Source organism: Arthrobacter sp. SX1312, from assembly GCF_002929295.1.
Taxonomy (GTDB): Bacteria; Actinomycetota; Actinomycetes; order Actinomycetales; family Micrococcaceae; genus Arthrobacter_D.
In genome coordinates this window covers 1,476,940-1,493,116 of the sequence record NZ_PJIM01000001.1, presented here as the reverse complement: position 1 = coordinate 1,493,116, position 16,177 = coordinate 1,476,940, and the positions used below count along the sequence as shown (strand labels likewise).

Here is a 16,177-nt window from a genome sequence, read left to right as displayed (position 1 = left end):
AGCGCACGAGGGCCCGAGCCCCCGGGTGCGCGCCGCCCGTCCGAGGAGGACACCAGCAGTGCCCCAGGCAGGTTTTGCGCCAGCGGCGCTGCGCATGGTCCACATCTCGCGGCCGGTCCTCTGGATCAACACGCTCGGCACGGGCGTCGTCGGCATGTGGCTCACCGGGACCTTCTGGCAGTGGGAGGCCCTCGCCCTCCTGGTCTGGCTGACCCTGCCGTTCAACCTGCTCATCTACGGCGTGAACGACATCTTCGACCAGGACACCGACGCCCTGAATCCGCGGAAGGGATCGCTCGAGGGGGCCAGGATCAGGGCCTCGGAGGTCCGCTCCATCTGGATCGCCGTGCTCGTCACGAACCTGCCGTTCCTCGCATGGTTCACGGCCACCCTCCCCCCGGCGGCCCTCGCCTGGATCGCCCTGTACGCCCTCGTCTTCGTCTTCTACTCCGCGCCGCCGCTGCGCTTCAAGGCCCGGCCGTACCTCGACTCCCTCAGCAACGCGGCCTACGCGTTCCCGCTCGTCTTCGTCCCCTACGCCCTCGGTGACACGCAGGTCTGGGCCGCCGCCCTCGGCCTGATGGCCTGGAGTGCGGCGAAGCACACCTACGACGCCGTCCAGGACATCGACGAGGACCGGGGAGTGGGCATCACGACGACGGCCGTGCGGCTCGGGCCCCGCGGCGTCGTCGCCTGGAGCGGCGCCTGGTGGGCGGTGTCGACGGCGTGCTTCGCCGTGGTCAACATCCCGGTCGCCGTCGTGAACACCGTGATCGCGGGCTGGCTGCTGCTGGGCCTCTACCGGGATCCCCGCCCGGAGACCGGGCATCGGCTGTACCGGTACTCGATCGCCTTCCCCTACGTGGCGGGGACCGTCGCCGGCGTCCAGCTCGTCGTCGCCCTGACGCTGGGCCTCTACCGATGAGCCGGGTCGTCGTCGTGGGAGGCGGTATCGGTGGCCTCACGGCCGCGGCCCTCCTCGGACGCGCAGGCCACGGCGTGACCCTGCTGGAGGCCTCGGACCACGTGGGCGGCAAGAGCCGCCGCGTCGAGGTCTCGGGGCAGCGCATGGACACGGGGCCGTCGCTCGTCACCTTCCCCAGCGTGTGGCAGGAACTCCTGCGCCTCCTCGACGCCGTCGCCCCCGCCGACGCGATGCCGGCCGCGGACATCGCCTGTCTCCGCCTCGAACGGCTTCCGGAGGTCGGGACCTACTACTACCGCGGCGAGGCGTGCGCCCTGCCGGTACCGGAGGGTCATCCGTGGCACCCGGCCTGGACCCGCTTCGCGGCGGAGCACGGCGTCCTCGGGGAGGACGTGTCGCGCCTCCTCACCACGGGCCCGCTCGAGAAGTCCTCCTACCCCGCGCTGGCCAAGCTCGGTGGACTGTACGGGCGGAGGCTCACCACGCGGAGCTATCTCGACAGCCTGCCGTGGCTGCCCGAGGGGCTCCGCGAGGTCATCGCGATCCACACGCTCAATGCGGGCGTCAGCCCTACCCGGACGCCCGCCATCTACGCCAGCATGCCCGCCATCATGGCCCAGGACGGCGTCTGGATCCCCGAGGGCGGCGTCTACGAACTCGTGCTGGCGCTCCGGCGCATCGCCGAGGACGCCGGCGTGGAGATCCGCACGGGCGAGCCCGCGCAGCGCATCGGACGACGGCGGGTCACCACGGCCGCGGGTAACTACCCGGCCGACGCCGTCGTCAGCGGTCTCGACGCGCACCGCCTCGCGGGGCTGCTGGCCGGACGTGCCCCGCGACTGCCGCGGAAGCTCACCTGCTCCGCCATCGGGATCTACGCCGTCCTGGCACGGCCGCTCCCCGAGGGGACGGCCCGGCACGGCGTGGTCATGCCGGACGATCCGGCGGCGCTCTACGCGAGCCTCGAGGCCGGGGAGGAACCCGACCAGACCATGGCCTTCGCGAACTACTATCCCGCGCACGGCGTCTACCCCAACGGCTCGGCGACGCTCGCACTGCTGCTCACGGCGCCGGCCAACGGCCGGAGATACTCGCTCGAGGACCCGTTCGTGCGGCGTGAGCTCGACCGGACGACGCGCGTCCTCGGGTTGCCCGAACCGATCGAGGACTACTTCGGCAGCCACGAGATCCTCGACCCGGGCTACTTCGGCGAGCGCGGTTCGGCGGGCGGGGCGCTCTACGGGGCCGTGCGGCCCGCGTGGATGAGCGGCCCGTTCCACCTTCCGCCCTACTCGGATCCGCTGCGCCCGTGGCTGTGGCGCGTGGGCGCCTCCGTCCACCCCGGTGGCGGGCTGCCGGCGGTCCTCGGCGGCGCGATGATGTCCACGCAGAAACTGCTGGCACGCCTGGGCTCCACCGCCTGACGGCCGGACGGTGTCCGTTCGCGCCCGGGTGCCGGACGGCCCGGACCGCCCGGGTGCCGGACCGCGGGACGGCCGAAGTCCGTTCGTGTGGGGTGGAGTGGCTCAGACCTGCCGTGCGGCGTCGACCGTCGCCCCGCCCGCCGCCGACGCGGACGGTGGCGCGGTGCGCGTGAGCTGCACCCGCCGACGCGCCACGAGGACGATCAGGGCGACGGCGAGCACTGCCGGGAACACGAGTCCCGAGAAGACGCAGACGCCGAGCCACAGGAACATGGAGACGAGCAGGCTGTCGAGCAGGCCCGGCCGGAGCGGGACATCGGTCAGGCGTCGCCCGCCGATCCAGGTCACGAGGGCGGAAGCGACCAGCCCGGAGATGAGCCATCCGCCGTAGTTCGAGAGCGGGACCCCGTAGTAGGGCCCGCCACCCGGCCAGATCCAGAAGCCGAGCGACACCGCCCCGGGATCGAGGACGCCGTCGATGACCACGAGCAGCAGCCCGCCGAGCAGGATCCTCCGCAGGGCGCTCCCGCCGCCCGAGACGACGGCCACCGCCCCGATGACCAGCGGCACGTAGGAGAGGGGCAGCAGGTACGGGACGAGGCCGAGGATCGTGGGCCCCAGCGGTTCACCGTAGTAGAACTCTCCGTAGGGCAGATGTGTGGCGACGCCGAAGCCCTCGATCAGGTAGCCGAAGACGGACACGGCCGCGAGGGCGGCGGCACCCCGCGCGGCACCGAGCTGCTGCATGAGCGCGATGAACGCCGGCAGGGCGATCAGCAGGTTGAAGCCGTAGGACGCGTAGCTCGCGCCCTCGACGTCCGGGAACCGCACCACGAAGTAGCCGGAGACGAACAGAAAGGCGCAGGACGCGATGAGCAGGCGGGGGAAGCGGCGGGCAGCAGGAGTCTTCGGCACGTCATCCATCCTTGCAGGTCACGCAGACGGAAGGGGCACCCGCCGTGCGGCGGGTGCCCCTTGCTGCACGCCCGGTCCTAGCCTCCGGCGAGGAGCCGCTCGAGGGCGATGGTGCCTTCCGTCGTGGGGAGCAGGAGCCAGAGGACGAGGTAGAGCGGGAGGCCGATGAAGGGGAGCAGGAAGCTCAGCAGGATCCCGATGCGGACGTAGGTCACGCGCCAGCCGTACTGCAGTGCGATGCCCGCGGCGATGCCGCCCAGGAGGCCCCCTGGGGCGCGTTTGATGGGTGAGGAGCGGAGCATGCGGTAGAAGGACTGCATGGTGTGCCTTTCGGTTCTCGGGTGGGTGGGGTCGTGGGAATCAGTATCCAACTGCAGTCAGTATCCGGACAGGGGGTCGTCGTGCGGGTCCTCCCGGCCGTCCCCGGTCGGCCTGGATCGCAGGGACAGGATGCCGCCCGCGACGAGCGCCAGCCCGACGCCCACGAGCAGGCCCAGTGCCACGATCACGGGGTCGATGGACAGCTCCACGACCTGGCTGACGAGGAGGAGGGAGGCCACGGCGAGGATCACCGACCCCCAGACGATGGTCAGGAGGCGTGGGTGGTGTTTCGTTCCGTTCAGTGCGGTGCTCATGGTGTGTCTCCGGTCGGGGTGGGACTGATGGTCGAAGGGGTGTCGCCGGAGCCGGGAGCGGTGACGATGCTGACGTCGCTCATCGCGCCGCGCACGTCGAGGACGATCGCCGATCCGGTGGCGTCGGGGTTCAGCGTGCCGTTCCGCAGCTGCAGGACACCGCCGTCGCTCCGGGGCTCCGCGGACGAGCCGTCCGGCCCCTCCAGGGTCCCGCGGGTCCCGGAGCTGCCCAGCGCCATCCGTGTGCGGACCTCGATCGGGACGTCGTCGGGCACCACCACGGTGACGGCGCTGGCGAGCGAGTTGACCGGCACCACGACGTCGCGGGACAGCGGCGGCAGGCTGGTGAGATCGATGGTGCTCTGCGAGGCCAGGACGCTGTAGCCGCCGGAGGCGGCCTGCAGCGACACCGGGGTGGCCCTCCGCTCCTCGGCGACGATCCATGCGCCGCCCACGATCGTGAAGGACGCGATGAGTGCGCCGATGACGGCGAGCGCCGCCGCGAATCCGGCGAATCCGGAGGTGCGCCCCCATGCTCCGAGCCCGATGACACCGAGGGCGAGGACGATCGAAGCCGCAGCGAGGGCGACGACGACCGGATTGGCGAGATCCAGCATTCCGACGTAGTCGAGGGCGAGGAGCGTTGCCCCGACGACGACGGCCCCGCCGACCAGCAGTGCCGTGACGGGCCCGGGAGGCCGCGGCGGCCGGTACTTCGTGACCGGTGGCCGGCCGATGGCGGGGGCCATGTAGGCCCCCGGATACGTGGACCCTGACCAGGACGACCCTGGCTCGTAGGGCAACGGCTGGGTCTGCTGCGCCCACGGCTCCGTCGCCGAGTAGGCGCGGGGCTGGTACGGCAGGGGTACGGTGCGGTGCCCGGCGTCGGCCGCGGCGTCGTCGTCGGCAGGATCGTCGGTGCTCCCGTCCGCGCCGTCATCCGCGCCGTCATCCGCCCCGTCGTCCGCTGCGCCGTCGGCTCCTCCGTCCCGTTCCGTGTCGGAGCCGACGGGGAAGCCGGAGCCGACCGGACCACTGGAGGAGTCGTCATCGGGCGAGCCCCCGCCGGGACCTGCTGCCGGTCCTGCCGCGGGTGCTTCACCGTCCGGACCCGACGGCGGCACGGGGCCGGGACGCCCCGGGTCACCCCGGTCCGGTACCGGACCCGACGGCGGCACGGGGCCGCTGCCCGACCCGCCGGGGGTCGACGGGCCACCGGGGATGTCCCGGCGGGCCTGTCCGCCGGTGGAGCGGTTGATGATCCAGTACACGAAGAGGACGACGGCGCCGATCCAGAACAGGGTCCACAGCAGGCCGCCCGCACCGCCGCCGTCGAGGTAGGGCAGATTCGGGCGCCAGAGGCCGATCGCCACGAGCGCGGCGGCCCCGGTCAGTCCCGAGGTCCAGGAGCCCCGGCCGGCCTGCTCCACGTGGATGCGCCCGTCCGGTTCCGGCAGCAGCGCCCAGGCGAGCCCGTACAGCAGCACACCGATACCGCCGAAGACCGCGAGGATCACGATCAGTCCGCGGACGAGGGCGATGTCCAGGCCGGTGCGCCGGGCCACGCCGCCGGCTACTCCACCGACCCAGCGGTCCGGGGTCCGGGTGATGTCGAGTCCCCGCAACCAGCGGAAGAACGACGACGACGCGGGAGGTCCCGCGGGGTGCGATGCGGCCGGTTCTTGGTGCCAGGACGGCCCGCCTGGCGGTGGTGCTGAGGTCATGTCCCCCATCCTTCCGCCCACGCCGTGGCGCGCACATCGGGGCCTACCCTGATTGAACCCTGAGAGCCCCCTGAATCTGCTCCGGGACCGTCCCCGAGCGGCCCTCGGCGTGCTTTGATGAGGACATGAGACCCCCGCTGCTGCGCACCTCCGACGGCATCATCGCCGGCGTGTGCGCGGGCCTCGCGGCTCATCTGGGCGTCCCCCGGTCCTGGGTCCGGGTCGGCATGGCGGTCCTGACCCTCGCCTCCGGCGCTGGAGTCTTCCTGTACGCCTGGCTCTGGATCTTCGTTCCGACGGCGTCGGACCGGGCCGCTGCGGCGGGACACAGGAGGGGTCCTGCGGCCTTCATGCACGACGTCGGCGCGACGGGCCCCCAGGACGACCTCGGTGGTCGGACGGGCCGGCCGGCCGCCTCCCTCGCCGTGCTGCCCGGCACGGGACAGACCGGCTCCGGCGCACCTCCCGCAGGCTCGGCTCCTGCAGGGGCGCGGCCCGACGGCGCCGATCCCTTCGCCGCCGACTCCTGGAGCGACCGCACGGAGCGTGCCGGGCACCGGGAGATCCTGTTCGGCACCGCACTGCTGGTCGCTGCGGCCGTCCTCGTGGTGCAGCTGCTGGGCGTCGCGGTCGACTGGGGCTTCCTCGTCCCCATCGCGGTCGTCGCGACGGGCGCAGCCCTCGCCTGGTCCCAGCTCGACGACGTGCGCCGGGCACGGGTGATGAACCGGGCCGGCGCCGAGCGGGCGGGCGGCGCCCTGCGCCTGTTCGCCGGCATGGTGCTCGTCATCGCGGGGGTCCTCGTTGCACTCTCCAGCAGCGGTTCGTGGACCCTGACCATGGCGACCCTCGTCGCCGTCCTCGCCGTCCTCGCAGGCGTGGGGCTGGTCCTCGCCCCCTGGGGCCTCAAGTTCTGGCGGGACCTGGAGAGCGAGCAGGCAGCCCGTGTGCGGGAGACGGAACGCGCGGAGATCGCCGCGCACCTCCACGACTCGGTACTGCAGACCCTGGCCCTCATCCAGAATCGGGCGGACTCGGAGACGGATGTGCTGCGCCTGGCCCGGGCCCAGGAACGCGAGCTGCGCCAGTGGCTGTTCGCCGACGCCGGGCGGGACCCCGTCAGCCTCGCCGAACGGCTCCGGAGCATGGCCGGGGAGATCGAGGACCTCTACGGGCACCCGGTCACCGTCGTCGCCGTGGGCGACGCCCCTCTCGGGCAGGCCGAGGACGCCCTCGCGCAGGCAGCCCGTGAAGCAATGCTCAACGCGGCGAAGCACGCCGGTGTCGCCGTGTCGGTGTACCTCGAGGCCGGACCGGAGACCATGGAGGTCTTCGTGCGCGACCGCGGCCCGGGCTTCGACCCGGCGGCGGTCCCGGCCGACCGCCTGGGCATCCGGGAGTCGATCCACAGCAGGATGCAGCGTCACGGTGGAACGGCGGAACTCCGCAGCGATGCGGACGGCACCGAGGTGCGGCTCCGCCTGCCCCGGGCCACCGGCGTCCCCGCATGAGGACGCGGCCCCGCCCCGGGGCGATCGGGGTGCCCGGCGGCCGAGGCGCCGGGACGATCGGCAGCCGTGCATGGCGACAGGACGGACGGCCGACGGCCGGAAGGGAGACACATGGACAGCATGGATGAACCGGGACCGGCTCCGGGAACCGTCTCCGTGGTCATCGTCGACGACCACGGGATCTTCCGAGCAGGGCTCCGTGCGGCGCTCGGCCCCGTGATCCGGGTCCTCGGCGAAGCGGCGACGGTCGAGGAGGCGGAGACCGTGATCGATGCCATGCGGCCCGACGTCGTCCTCCTCGACGTGCACCTGCCGGGCGGGCGGGGCGGCGGCGGCGCGGAGGTCATCCACCGGTGCTCCCGGCTCGGCGTCCCGTCCCGCTTCCTGGCGCTGAGCGTGTCCGACTCGGCCGAGGACGTCGTCGCCGTCATCCGCGCGGGGGCCCGCGGCTACGTCACGAAGACCATCTCCGGGCCGGAGATCACCGATGCCGTGCAGCGCATCGCCTCGGGGGACGCCGTCTTCTCGCCGCGGCTCGCCGGATTCGTCCTCGATGCGTTCGGGACGGCGTCGGTCGCCGTCGACGACGAGCTCGATCGCCTGTCCGCACGCGAACTGGAGGTCATGAGGCTGATCGCCCGCGGCTACAGCTACAAGGAGACGGCGAAGGAGCTGTTCATCTCCGTCAAGACCGTCGAGACCCATGTGTCGGCGGTCCTCCGGAAGCTGCAGCTCTCCTCCCGCCACGAGCTCACGCGCTGGGCCACGGAGCGCCGGCTGCTCTGATCAGCCGCCGGCCGTGGCCGGGCGCCCTGGCCGTCGCGTCAGCGGACGGACCCGAGGAACTCCTGCAGCCGGCGCACACCCGTCGCGAGGTCCTCGTCGCCGAGGGCGTAGGACAACCGCAGGTATCCGCTGGGCCCGAAGGCCTCGCCGGGAACGACGGCGACCTCCACCCTCTCGAGGATCAGTGCGGCGAGTTCGGCGGACGTCGCGGGCGTGGCGCCGTCGAAGCTCCTGCCGAGGAGGGCGCGGACATCCGCGTAGGCGTAGAAGGCCCCGTGCGGGGTGGGGCATTCGACGCCCTCGATCGCGTCGAGCGCCGAGACCATCGCGCGGCGCCGCCGGTCGAACGCGACCTTCATCTCCTCGACCGCCGTCAGCGGGCCCGAGACGGCGGCGAGCGCCGCCATCTGCGGCACGTTGGAGACGTTCGACGTCGCGTGCGACTGCAGGTTGGTCGCCGCCTTCACGAGGTCGTTCGGTCCGATCATCCAGCCCACGCGCCATCCGGTCATCGCATAGGTCTTCGCGACGCCGTTGAGCACCACCACCCTGTCGCCGAGGGCGGGGGCCGCCGTCGCGATCGAGGTGAACGGGACGTCGTCGTACGTCAGGTGCTCGTAGATCTCGTCGGTGACGACCCACAGTCCGCGCGCCGCAGCCCACTCGCCGATCTCCCGTACGGCGTCCGGGCCGTACACCGCACCGGTGGGGTTGGACGGCGAGACGAAGAGGAGCACCTTGGTGCGCGGCGTCAGGGCGGCCGCCAGCTGGTCCACCGTCACCAGGTAACCCTGCTCGGGGCCGGCGAACACCTCGACCGGCACACCGCCGGCCAGGCGGATGGCCTCGGGGTAGGTGGTCCAGAACGGAGTGGGTACCAGGACCTCGTCCCCGGGATCGAGGAGCGCGGCGAAGGATTCGTACACGGCCTGCTTGCCGCCGTTCGTCACCAGCACCTGGGACGGGTCGACGCCGTAGCCGGAGTCGCGCAGCGTCTTGGCGGCGATCGCCTGCTTCAGTTCCGGCAGTCCGCCGGCGGGGGAGTAGCGGTGGAACCGCGGCTGGCGGGCCGCCTCGATCGCCGCCTCGACGATGTAGTCCGGGGTGGGGAAGTCGGGCTCACCCGCGCCGAACCCGATCACGGGGCGCCCGGCAGCCTTCAGGGCCTTGGCCTTGGCGTCCACGGCGAGTGTCGCGGACTCCGCGATCGAGCCGATCCGTCGGGAGATCCGGGGGAGTGCTGCGCGGGCGGAGTCGTCGGTCGTCGCGTTCATCGGGTCCCGTTCCATGGGGGGCAAGTGTCTCGTCCCAGCTTAGGCGCTGGCACCTGCCAGGGCCCGAACAGGGCCGCCTCCCTGCGCCGGAGCGTCCGCGCGGCCGCTGCCGTGCCACGTCCGGGGAGGGCGCCGTGGCGGGGGCGCATGCTGCCGGTTCGACGTTCCGGCGGTGAATGCGTAGACTTGTCCCTCGGTGTTGAAACACCATGATGGTTCGTGCCCTCCCCGGGCCGTCCGGAGTGGAGCTGTACCGGTTCAAGACCAAAGGGTAGTGGCGCAATTGGTAGCGCAGCGGTCTCCAAAACCGCAGGTTGCAGGTTCGAGTCCTGTCTGCCCTGCGCGTGGCCTTCGCGGAACGACGGCGAAGGCACGGCAGAAACAGATCACGAAGTCCCGACGCAGGTATCGGTTCCGCGCGACGGTAAACATGATCAGCTGGACGCGCCTCTGGTGGTCCGGCTGGAACACCACACAGATTGATGAGGTTGACGGTGACCGATACGGCTGCGAGCAGCTCCAAGGGAAGCCCCTCCGAGAAGAAGGAACCCCAGCGCGGGTTCTTCGGACGCATCATGCTGTTCATCCGCCAGGTCCTCGCGGAGCTCGGGAAGGTCGTCACGCCGACCCGTCGGGAGCTGGTCCGATTCACCATCACCGTCCTCGTCTTCGTGATCATCATGATGCTCATCGTGACCGGACTGGACCTCCTGTTCGGGGCCGGCGCGCTGTGGGTGTTCGGCGGCAACTGACGTTGCCCTGGGGGACACCCCACCGACGCACCGCCGGCGGAGCGCCGGGTCGAGTGCAGGCAAGCAGAACAACCTTCGAAGAATGTCAGAAAGCAGGCGGCTAGGTGTCCGAGCAAGAACTCGAACGGCAGATCACTCCCGAAGATGGTCTGGAGAACGAGGAGTACGGGACGGAGGCGGAGGTGGACTCCGCCGACATCGACGTGCCTGCTGACGGCTCCGACGCGGTCGACGACTCCACCGACTCCGACCTCGAGGCCACGGCGATCGACGCCGTCGACGAGGCCGCAGCCTCCGACGCCGACACTGCCGCCGATGACGACGACTACGCCGACGACGACGCCGACGAAGCGGATGCCGTGTCCGGGGACGCCGAGGCGGAGGCCCCGGAAGCCACCGACGAGGCCGCCGAGGAAGCTCCCGTCGAGGACCCCGTGGTCGCGTTTAAGGCGAAACTCCGCCGCCAGGAGGGCGACTGGTTCGTCATCCACTCCTACGCCGGCTACGAGAACCGCGTGAAGGCGAACCTCGAGACCCGCATCCAGACGCTGGACATGGAAGACTACATCTTCGAGATCCAGGTCCCGATGGAAGAGGTCGTCGAGATCAAGAACACCACGCGGAAGATCGTCAACCGCGTGCGTATCCCCGGCTACGTACTGGTCCGTATGGAACTGACCGACGAGTCCTGGGGTGCCGTACGGCACACCCCGGGCGTCACCGGCTTCGTGGGCAATGCCCACAACCCGGTCCCGCTGAGCCTCTCCGAGGTCTTCTCGATGCTCGAGCACACCATCGTCCACACGGACGCGGTGTCCGGCAAGCCCGTCCAGCCGCAGTTCACCCCCGCAACGGTCAACTTCGAGGTCGGCGAGTCCGTCACCGTCAACGAGGGTCCCTTCGAGACCCTCCCGGCGACGATCTCCGAGATCAAGCACGAGTCGCAGCAGCTCGTCGTGCTCGTCTCGATCTTCGAGCGCGAGACCCCGGTCACGCTCTCCTACAACCAGGTCACCAAGATCCAGTAAAGCTTCGGTGCCACCCGGCGTGCTTGGCCGGGGGCACCGTGAAGGCCGTCACGCCATGACGGCCACCACCCCGCAGGACGCTCCTGTCCCGCGGGATCGCAATGCAAGAGAAGGACCCTTTCATGGCCCCCAAGAAAAAGGTCACCGGCCTCATCAAGCTGCAGATCAATGCAGGTGCCGCCAACCCGGCCCCTCCCATCGGTCCCGCGCTTGGCCAGCACGGTGTCAACATCATGGAATTCTGCAAGGCGTACAACGCCGCCACGGAGTCCCAGCGCGGCAACGTCATTCCCGTCGAGATCACGGTGTACGAGGACCGTTCGTTCACCTTCGTCACGAAGACCCCGCCGGCAGCCGAGCTGATCAAGAAGGCGGCCGGAGTCGCCAAGGGCTCGGGGACGCCCCACACGGTCAAGGTCGCCAAGCTGACCAACGCCCAGGTCGAGGAGATCGCCACCATGAAGATGGAAGACCTCAACGCCAACGACGTCCAGGCAGCCGCGAAGATCATCGCCGGTACCGCCCGCTCCATGGGCATCACGGTCGAGGGCTAACCACCCCACCCCCGCCCGGTCCGGCTTCGACGGACAGGGCACACCACCAATAGGCACGACGGCGACGCTCCCGCGGACGACGTCGTGAGTGGCAGGGCCCAGCGCGGTCCGCAGACCACGACTGCATAAGGAGAACAAGCAGATGGCACAGCGCAGCAAAGCATACAAGGGAGCTGCCGCGAAGATCGAGGCGGACAAGCAGTACGCCCCCCTCGAAGCGGTAGTCCTCGCGAAGGAGACCAACCCTTCCACGTTCGACGCCACGGTCGAGGTGTCCTTCCGTCTCGGAGTGGATCCCCGCAAGGCGGACCAGATGGTCCGCGGCACCGTGAACCTCCCCCACGGCACCGGCAAGACCGCCCGCGTCCTGGTCTTCGCGACCGGCGAGAAGGCAGAGGCGGCCATCGCGGCCGGCGCCGACTTCGTCGGGTCCGACGACATGATCGAAAAGGTCTCCGGCGGCTGGACCGACTTCGACGCGGCCGTGGCGACCCCTGACCTCATGGGCAAGGTGGGACGCCTCGGAAAGATCCTCGGCCCCCGCAACCTGATGCCGAACCCGAAGACCGGTACGGTCACGGCAGATGTCGCGAAGGCAGTCACCGACATCAAGGGTGGCAAGATCGACTTCCGCGTCGACAAGCACTCGAACCTCCACTTCATTATCGGCAAGGTGTCCTTCGACGAGCAGAAGCTGGGCGAGAACTACGCCGCGGCGCTCGAGGAGATCCTCCGCCTGAAGCCCTCCGCCTCGAAGGGCCGCTACATCCAGAAGGCGACCGTCTCGACGACCTTCGGTCCCGGCATCTCCGTCGACCCGAACGTCACCAAGGTCTTCGCCGTCTGAGGCGTTGTTCCCGAAGAAGCCCCGCGGCATCAGCCGCGGGGCTTCTTCGTGTCTGGGGGCAACAGTGATTGAGAGGTCCCAATCGCAGGGCTATGCTGGGCCCGTGATCACGGCGACCATCGAGCAGCTACCGATTCCCCGCACGCTCGACGTCGAGGGAGGCGACGGGTTCCGGCGGAGCGCGGCCGTGAGCAACGCGGTGGAGCACGCCGTGTGGGGTCATGACGATTTCTGCACGGCGCCGGACGAGCGAATCGCGATGATGCAGCCGAGCCCCGATCGTGAGTACGTGCTCGGGGTGGCGCGGGACGGTAGCAGCATCGTGGCCAACGCGCGCCTCGGCTTCCCGCTCCGGGACAACCTGCAGGCGGCATTCCTGCAGATCGAGGTGCTACCGGCGTACCGGCGGCGGGGGCTGGGTGCCGCGCTGCTCGCCTTCGCGGAGCAGCAGGTGCGGCTCAGGGGGCGTACCACGATCATGTCCTGGAGCGACGTGGCCGTCGGGGACGACCGGGACCAGGGTGCCATGATCGTCCCGCCGACCGGCGCGGGATCCTTCCCCGCCGGCGATGCGTCCGCGATCCTCGCCCTGCGGTCGGGATTCGAGCTCGTCCAGGTGGATCGCCTGAGTGTGCTGCACCTCGACCGGTTGGAGGGCGTGCAGCAACTGGAGCAGGATGCGGGCAGGGTGGGCGCGCCCGACTACGAGCTGGTGGCGTGGGGTGGGCGCTGCCCGGACGGGCTGCTGGCGGACTACTCCCTGCTGCGGCGGAAGATGAGCACCGACCCGCCGCTCGGCGGCTTCGCCCAGGAGGAGGAGCAGTGGGACGCGGACCGCATCCGTCGGGAGGAGGGGAGGTCCGCGGAGGGCGGGACATCGAGCCTTGTCTGCGCGGCACGGCACCGGCCCAGCGGACACCTCGTAGGGCACACCATCCTCGAGCGCTTCGCCTCCAGGCCCACCATCGTCTACCAGGAGGACACGCTGGTCCTCGACGAGCATCGGGGCCACCGGCTCGGCCTGTGGCTCAAGGCGGCCAACTTCCGGCGTGTGCTCGCGGAATGGCCCGGCGCGGAGCGCGTCTACACCTGGAACGCCGAGGAGAACACGTTCATGCTCGACGTGAACGTGGCACTCGGCTTCCGGCCGGCGGGCCGGACGGCAGGCTGGCAGAAGGTGCTTCCCCCGCACCGATTTGGAGACGCTTCGGGCGTCACGTAGGCTTGAGGCACCAAAGACCGTCGGTCGGTCCGCGTCCGCTTCCCGGTTGCTCACTCGTGAGCTGCAGGGAAGAAGGATCAGGATCCGAAAGTGCCCGTGAGGGACGGCCTACGCAGGTGAACGAAGCTCCTCTCCACTGGCCCCGGCCCGTGTCGAGCAAAGCCCCGTGCATCTGCGCGGGGCGTTTTTCATTGGAGCTGGAAAGCCGGCGCATATTCCCCCGGAAGGAGGGTTATGGCAACGCCAACAAAGGTTTCCGCAGTGGATGAGATCGCCACCGATTTCAAGGAATCCACCGCCGCTGTCCTGACCGAATACCGCGGGCTCACCGTTGCTCAGCTGAAGAACCTGCGTCGTGCGCTCGGCACCGACAACAAGTTCTCCGTCGTCAAGAACACCCTGACCGGCATCGCGGCGAAGGAAGCAGGCATCGACGCATTCGATGGCCAGCTCTCCGGACCCACCGCGATCGCCTTCATCAAGGGCGACGCCGTAGCTGCAGCCAAGAGCCTCACGGATTTCGCGAAAGCCAACCCGAAGCTCGTCATCAAGACCGGAATCTTCGAGGGCAAGGCGCTCAACGCCTCCGAGGTCATCGCCCTGGCGGCCCTCGAGTCCCGTGAACTCCAGCTCGCCCGGGTGGCCGGTGTCCTCAAGGCACCGATGTCCTCCCTGGCACGCACCGTCGATGCCCTGCGCATCAAGCTCGAGGAGGGAAGCGACGCTGCACCTGCAGCCGATGCCGACGCTCCCGCTGCAACCGAGGAAGCCGCTGCGCCCGCAGAAGCTCCCGCGGAGGCTCCCGTCGAGGAAGCCGCAGCACCCGAAGCGAACTAGTTTCCCTTCGCCCCACATATTCCGGTGCACTGCACCACTAAAGGAAGGACGCCTCCCATGGCGAAACTCACCAACGAAGAGCTCATCGAGGCCTTCAAGGAACTGTCCATCATCGAACTCTCGGACTTCGTGAAGCTGTTCGAGGAGACCTTCGATGTCACCGCTGCTGCAGTTGCAGTCGCCGGCCCCGCCGGCGGCGGCGCAGATGCTGTCGAAGAGGAGCAGACCGCGTTCGACGTCGTCCTCGAGGCTGCAGGCGACAAGAAGATCGCAGTGATCAAGGAAGTTCGCGCGCTCACCTCGCTGGGCCTGAAGGAAGCCAAGGACGTCGTCGACAGCGCGCCCAAGGCCGTCCTCGAAGGTGCCACCAAGGAAGCCGCAGAGAAGGCCAAGGAGGCCCTCGAGGCCGCCGGCGCCACCGTTACCCTCAAGTAACACCTCCGGCCGGCACGTGCCGGCCGCTCGCACGACGGAAGAGCCCCGCTTCTCACGAAGCGGGGCTCTTCTCGTATGACAGGAGGATCGGGGGACGCCTCAGCGCCAGAGGAGGAGGGCTTCGCCCTGGCCGCCTCCACCGCACAGGCTGACGGCGGACTTCCCGGTCCCGCGGCGCGCGAGCTCCATGGCCGCGTGCAACGCCAGCCGGGCACCCGACGCTCCGATGGGGTGGCCGAGCGCGATCGCCCCGCCATGGATGTTGCACTTCTCGAGCGGGTAGTCGAGGTCCTTGAGCGACTGCACGGCCACCGAGCCGAACGCCTCGTTGATCTCGATGAAGTCCAGATCGGCCGCGGACCACCCCGCACGGTCGAGGGCCTGGCTGATGGCGGCCGAGGGCTGCGAGTGGAGCGTGTTGTCCGGGCCCGCCACCTGGCCCGGGCGGCCGACGACGGCGAGCACCGTGAGCCCGAGCTCCTCGGCATGGGCGCGGGTGGTGACGACGAGCGCGGCGGCGCCGTCGGACAGCGGGGAGGAGTTGCCCGCCGTGATCGCGCCGTCCGGGTTGAACGCCGGCCGCAGCTTCGCGAGCGACTCCACGCTCGTCGTCGGGCGGATGCCCTCGTCGGCCGTGAGGACGACGTCGTCGCCCTTGCGCTGCGGTACGGTCACCGGGACGATCTCCTCCGCGAGGACCCCGCCGTCCGTGGCAGCTGCGGCCCGCTGGTGGGACGCCGCGGCGACCGCGTCCTGGGCCGTGCGGTCGATCTCGAGCCGCACGTTGCCGCGTTCGGTCGAGGCCCCCATCGACTCGTCGTCGAACGCATCGGTCAGCCCGTCGTGGGCCACGGAGTCGAGGGCGTGGATGGACCCGTAGGTCCATCCCTGACGGGCGCCCGGGAGCAGGTGGGGACCACGCGTCATGGACTCCTGGCCGCCGGCCACGACGACGCGCGCCTCGCCGCTGCGGATCAGCCGGGCGGCGTCGATCACGGCGGTGAGCCCGGACAGGCACACCTTGTTGAGGGTGACGGCCGGGACGTTCCAGGGGATGCCCGCCTTGACGGCCGACTGCCGCGCGGGGTTCTGGCCGCAGCCCGCCTGCACCACGTGGCCCATGATGACGGCGTCCACGGCGGAGGGATCGACCCCCGCCCGCTCCAGCGCACCCGTGATGGCGAGCGCGCCGAGGTCGACGGCGGTGAAGGAGGCGAGCTGTCCGTTGAGGCGCCCGAGGGGTGTGCGGGCTCCGCCGACGAGGACGACGTCGTCGGGGGCTGGCGTGGGTGTCGCCATGGCGAAACT

17 protein-coding genes and 1 tRNA gene are annotated in these 16,177 nt (G+C 70.3%); 12 read left to right on the top strand and 6 right to left on the bottom strand.

Annotated features, from left to right (window positions below):
• Positions 1-58 precede the first annotated feature (58 nt).
• Both CXQ92_RS07055 and CXQ92_RS07050 read left to right on the top strand, forming a co-directional pair.
• The gene (locus CXQ92_RS07055; RefSeq protein WP_258069773.1) at positions 59-925 is read left to right on the top strand and encodes a UbiA family prenyltransferase; all 867 of its coding nucleotides are present in this window, start codon (positions 59-61) and stop codon (positions 923-925) included.
• Positions 922-2,349 carry an NAD(P)/FAD-dependent oxidoreductase gene (locus CXQ92_RS07050; RefSeq protein WP_104166417.1) on the top strand — a complete coding sequence of 476 codons (1,428 nt, stop codon included), beginning with the start codon at positions 922-924 and terminating at the stop codon, positions 2,347-2,349. The genes CXQ92_RS07055 and CXQ92_RS07050 overlap by 4 nt, the downstream gene beginning before the upstream one ends.
• Before the next feature lie 102 nt (positions 2,350-2,451).
• Here the strand turns inward: CXQ92_RS07050 and CXQ92_RS07045 are convergent, their stop codons facing one another.
• The 4 genes from CXQ92_RS07045 to CXQ92_RS18375 all read right to left on the bottom strand — a co-directional run bounded on the left by CXQ92_RS07045 (position 2,452) and on the right by CXQ92_RS18375 (position 5,623).
• Positions 2,452-3,264, bottom strand: a complete 813-nt coding sequence (locus CXQ92_RS07045) for a carotenoid biosynthesis protein (RefSeq protein ID WP_181033566.1) — start codon at positions 3,262-3,264, stop codon at positions 2,452-2,454.
• A gap of 77 nt (positions 3,265-3,341) precedes the next feature.
• Positions 3,342-3,584: a PspC domain-containing protein gene (locus CXQ92_RS07040; RefSeq protein ID WP_104166413.1), complete on the bottom strand. Its 243-nt coding sequence runs from the start codon at positions 3,582-3,584 to the stop codon at positions 3,342-3,344.
• Between the two features lie 57 nt (positions 3,585-3,641).
• On the bottom strand, positions 3,642-3,899 hold the full coding sequence (locus tag CXQ92_RS07035; protein ID WP_181033565.1) for a hypothetical protein: 258 nt from the start codon (positions 3,897-3,899) through the stop codon (positions 3,642-3,644).
• Positions 3,896-5,623, bottom strand: coding sequence for a PspC domain-containing protein (locus CXQ92_RS18375; protein WP_258069772.1), 1,728 nt, complete (start codon positions 5,621-5,623; stop codon positions 3,896-3,898). Before CXQ92_RS18375 ends, CXQ92_RS07035 begins: the two co-directional genes overlap by 4 nt.
• Positions 5,624-5,748: 125 nt before the next feature.
• On the opposite strand from CXQ92_RS18375, the gene CXQ92_RS07025 reads away from it, so the two are divergent.
• Entirely contained in the window at positions 5,749-7,134 is a 1,386-nt protein-coding gene (locus tag CXQ92_RS07025; RefSeq protein ID WP_104166411.1) for an ATP-binding protein, read from the top strand.
• A gap of 111 nt (positions 7,135-7,245) precedes the next feature.
• Entirely contained in the window at positions 7,246-7,920 is a 675-nt protein-coding gene (locus tag CXQ92_RS07020) for a response regulator transcription factor (RefSeq protein ID WP_104166409.1), read from the top strand.
• 38 nt (positions 7,921-7,958) lie between these two features.
• Here CXQ92_RS07020 and CXQ92_RS07015 read toward each other — a convergent pair whose 3' ends face one another.
• Positions 7,959-9,209 carry a pyridoxal phosphate-dependent aminotransferase gene (locus tag CXQ92_RS07015; RefSeq protein ID WP_258069771.1) on the bottom strand — a complete coding sequence of 417 codons (1,251 nt, stop codon included), beginning with the start codon at positions 9,207-9,209 and terminating at the stop codon, positions 7,959-7,961.
• 253 nt (positions 9,210-9,462) lie between these two features.
• On the opposite strand from CXQ92_RS07015, the gene CXQ92_RS07010 reads away from it, so the two are divergent.
• The 8 genes from CXQ92_RS07010 to rplL all read left to right on the top strand — a co-directional run bounded on the left by CXQ92_RS07010 (position 9,463) and on the right by rplL (position 14,869).
• Positions 9,463-9,535, top strand: a tRNA-Trp gene (locus CXQ92_RS07010).
• Between the two features lie 153 nt (positions 9,536-9,688).
• On the top strand, positions 9,689-9,946 hold the full coding sequence (gene secE / locus CXQ92_RS07005) for a preprotein translocase subunit SecE (protein WP_258069770.1): 258 nt from the start codon (positions 9,689-9,691) through the stop codon (positions 9,944-9,946).
• Positions 9,947-10,212: 266 nt separating this feature from the next.
• On the top strand, positions 10,213-10,974 hold the full coding sequence (gene nusG, locus CXQ92_RS07000; protein WP_258069805.1) for a transcription termination/antitermination protein NusG: 762 nt from the start codon (positions 10,213-10,215) through the stop codon (positions 10,972-10,974).
• Between the two features lie 122 nt (positions 10,975-11,096).
• Complete coding sequence (gene rplK, locus CXQ92_RS06995; protein WP_043440576.1) at positions 11,097-11,528, top strand: 50S ribosomal protein L11; 432 nt, start codon at positions 11,097-11,099, stop codon at positions 11,526-11,528.
• 142 nt (positions 11,529-11,670) lie between these two features.
• Entirely contained in the window at positions 11,671-12,375 is a 705-nt protein-coding gene (rplA, locus tag CXQ92_RS06990) for a 50S ribosomal protein L1 (protein WP_104121382.1), read from the top strand.
• 103 nt (positions 12,376-12,478) lie between these two features.
• Entirely contained in the window at positions 12,479-13,597 is a 1,119-nt protein-coding gene (locus tag CXQ92_RS06985) for a GNAT family N-acetyltransferase (protein WP_104166403.1), read from the top strand.
• A gap of 234 nt (positions 13,598-13,831) precedes the next feature.
• The gene (rplJ, locus tag CXQ92_RS06980) at positions 13,832-14,434 is read left to right on the top strand and encodes a 50S ribosomal protein L10 (RefSeq protein ID WP_104166401.1); all 603 of its coding nucleotides are present in this window, start codon (positions 13,832-13,834) and stop codon (positions 14,432-14,434) included.
• 57 nt (positions 14,435-14,491) lie between these two features.
• A complete protein-coding gene (rplL, locus tag CXQ92_RS06975; RefSeq protein WP_104121380.1) occupies positions 14,492-14,869 on the top strand; it encodes a 50S ribosomal protein L7/L12 in 378 nt (125 codons plus the stop codon).
• 99 nt (positions 14,870-14,968) lie between these two features.
• Here rplL and CXQ92_RS06970 read toward each other — a convergent pair whose 3' ends face one another.
• Positions 14,969-16,168, bottom strand: a complete 1,200-nt coding sequence (locus CXQ92_RS06970) for an acetyl-CoA C-acetyltransferase (RefSeq protein ID WP_104166399.1) — start codon at positions 16,166-16,168, stop codon at positions 14,969-14,971.
• Positions 16,169-16,177: the final 9 nt, after the last annotated feature.

Excerpts from the sequence above, each read along its gene's own strand:
- CXQ92_RS07035 (WP_181033565.1), bottom strand. The coding sequence starts at position 3,899 with ATGAGCACCGCACTGAACGGAACGAAACACCACCCACGCCTCCTGACC.
- rplA (WP_104121382.1), top strand. The coding sequence starts at position 11,671 with ATGGCACAGCGCAGCAAAGCATACAAGGGAGCTGCCGCGAAGATCGAG.
- CXQ92_RS06970 (WP_104166399.1), bottom strand. The coding sequence starts at position 16,168 with ATGGCGACACCCACGCCAGCCCCCGACGACGTCGTCCTCGTCGGCGGA.
- rplJ (WP_104166401.1), top strand. The coding sequence starts at position 13,832 with ATGGCAACGCCAACAAAGGTTTCCGCAGTGGATGAGATCGCCACCGAT.
- CXQ92_RS18375 (WP_258069772.1), bottom strand. The coding sequence starts at position 5,623 with ATGACCTCAGCACCACCGCCAGGCGGGCCGTCCTGGCACCAAGAACCG.
- rplK (WP_043440576.1), top strand. The coding sequence starts at position 11,097 with ATGGCCCCCAAGAAAAAGGTCACCGGCCTCATCAAGCTGCAGATCAAT.
- CXQ92_RS07040 (WP_104166413.1), bottom strand. The coding sequence starts at position 3,584 with ATGCAGTCCTTCTACCGCATGCTCCGCTCCTCACCCATCAAACGCGCC.
- CXQ92_RS07015 (WP_258069771.1), bottom strand. The coding sequence starts at position 9,209 with ATGGAACGGGACCCGATGAACGCGACGACCGACGACTCCGCCCGCGCA.
- CXQ92_RS07025 (WP_104166411.1), top strand. The coding sequence starts at position 5,749 with ATGAGACCCCCGCTGCTGCGCACCTCCGACGGCATCATCGCCGGCGTG.
- rplL (WP_104121380.1), top strand. The coding sequence starts at position 14,492 with ATGGCGAAACTCACCAACGAAGAGCTCATCGAGGCCTTCAAGGAACTG.
- CXQ92_RS07050 (WP_104166417.1), top strand. The coding sequence starts at position 922 with ATGAGCCGGGTCGTCGTCGTGGGAGGCGGTATCGGTGGCCTCACGGCC.
- CXQ92_RS07020 (WP_104166409.1), top strand. The coding sequence starts at position 7,246 with ATGGACAGCATGGATGAACCGGGACCGGCTCCGGGAACCGTCTCCGTG.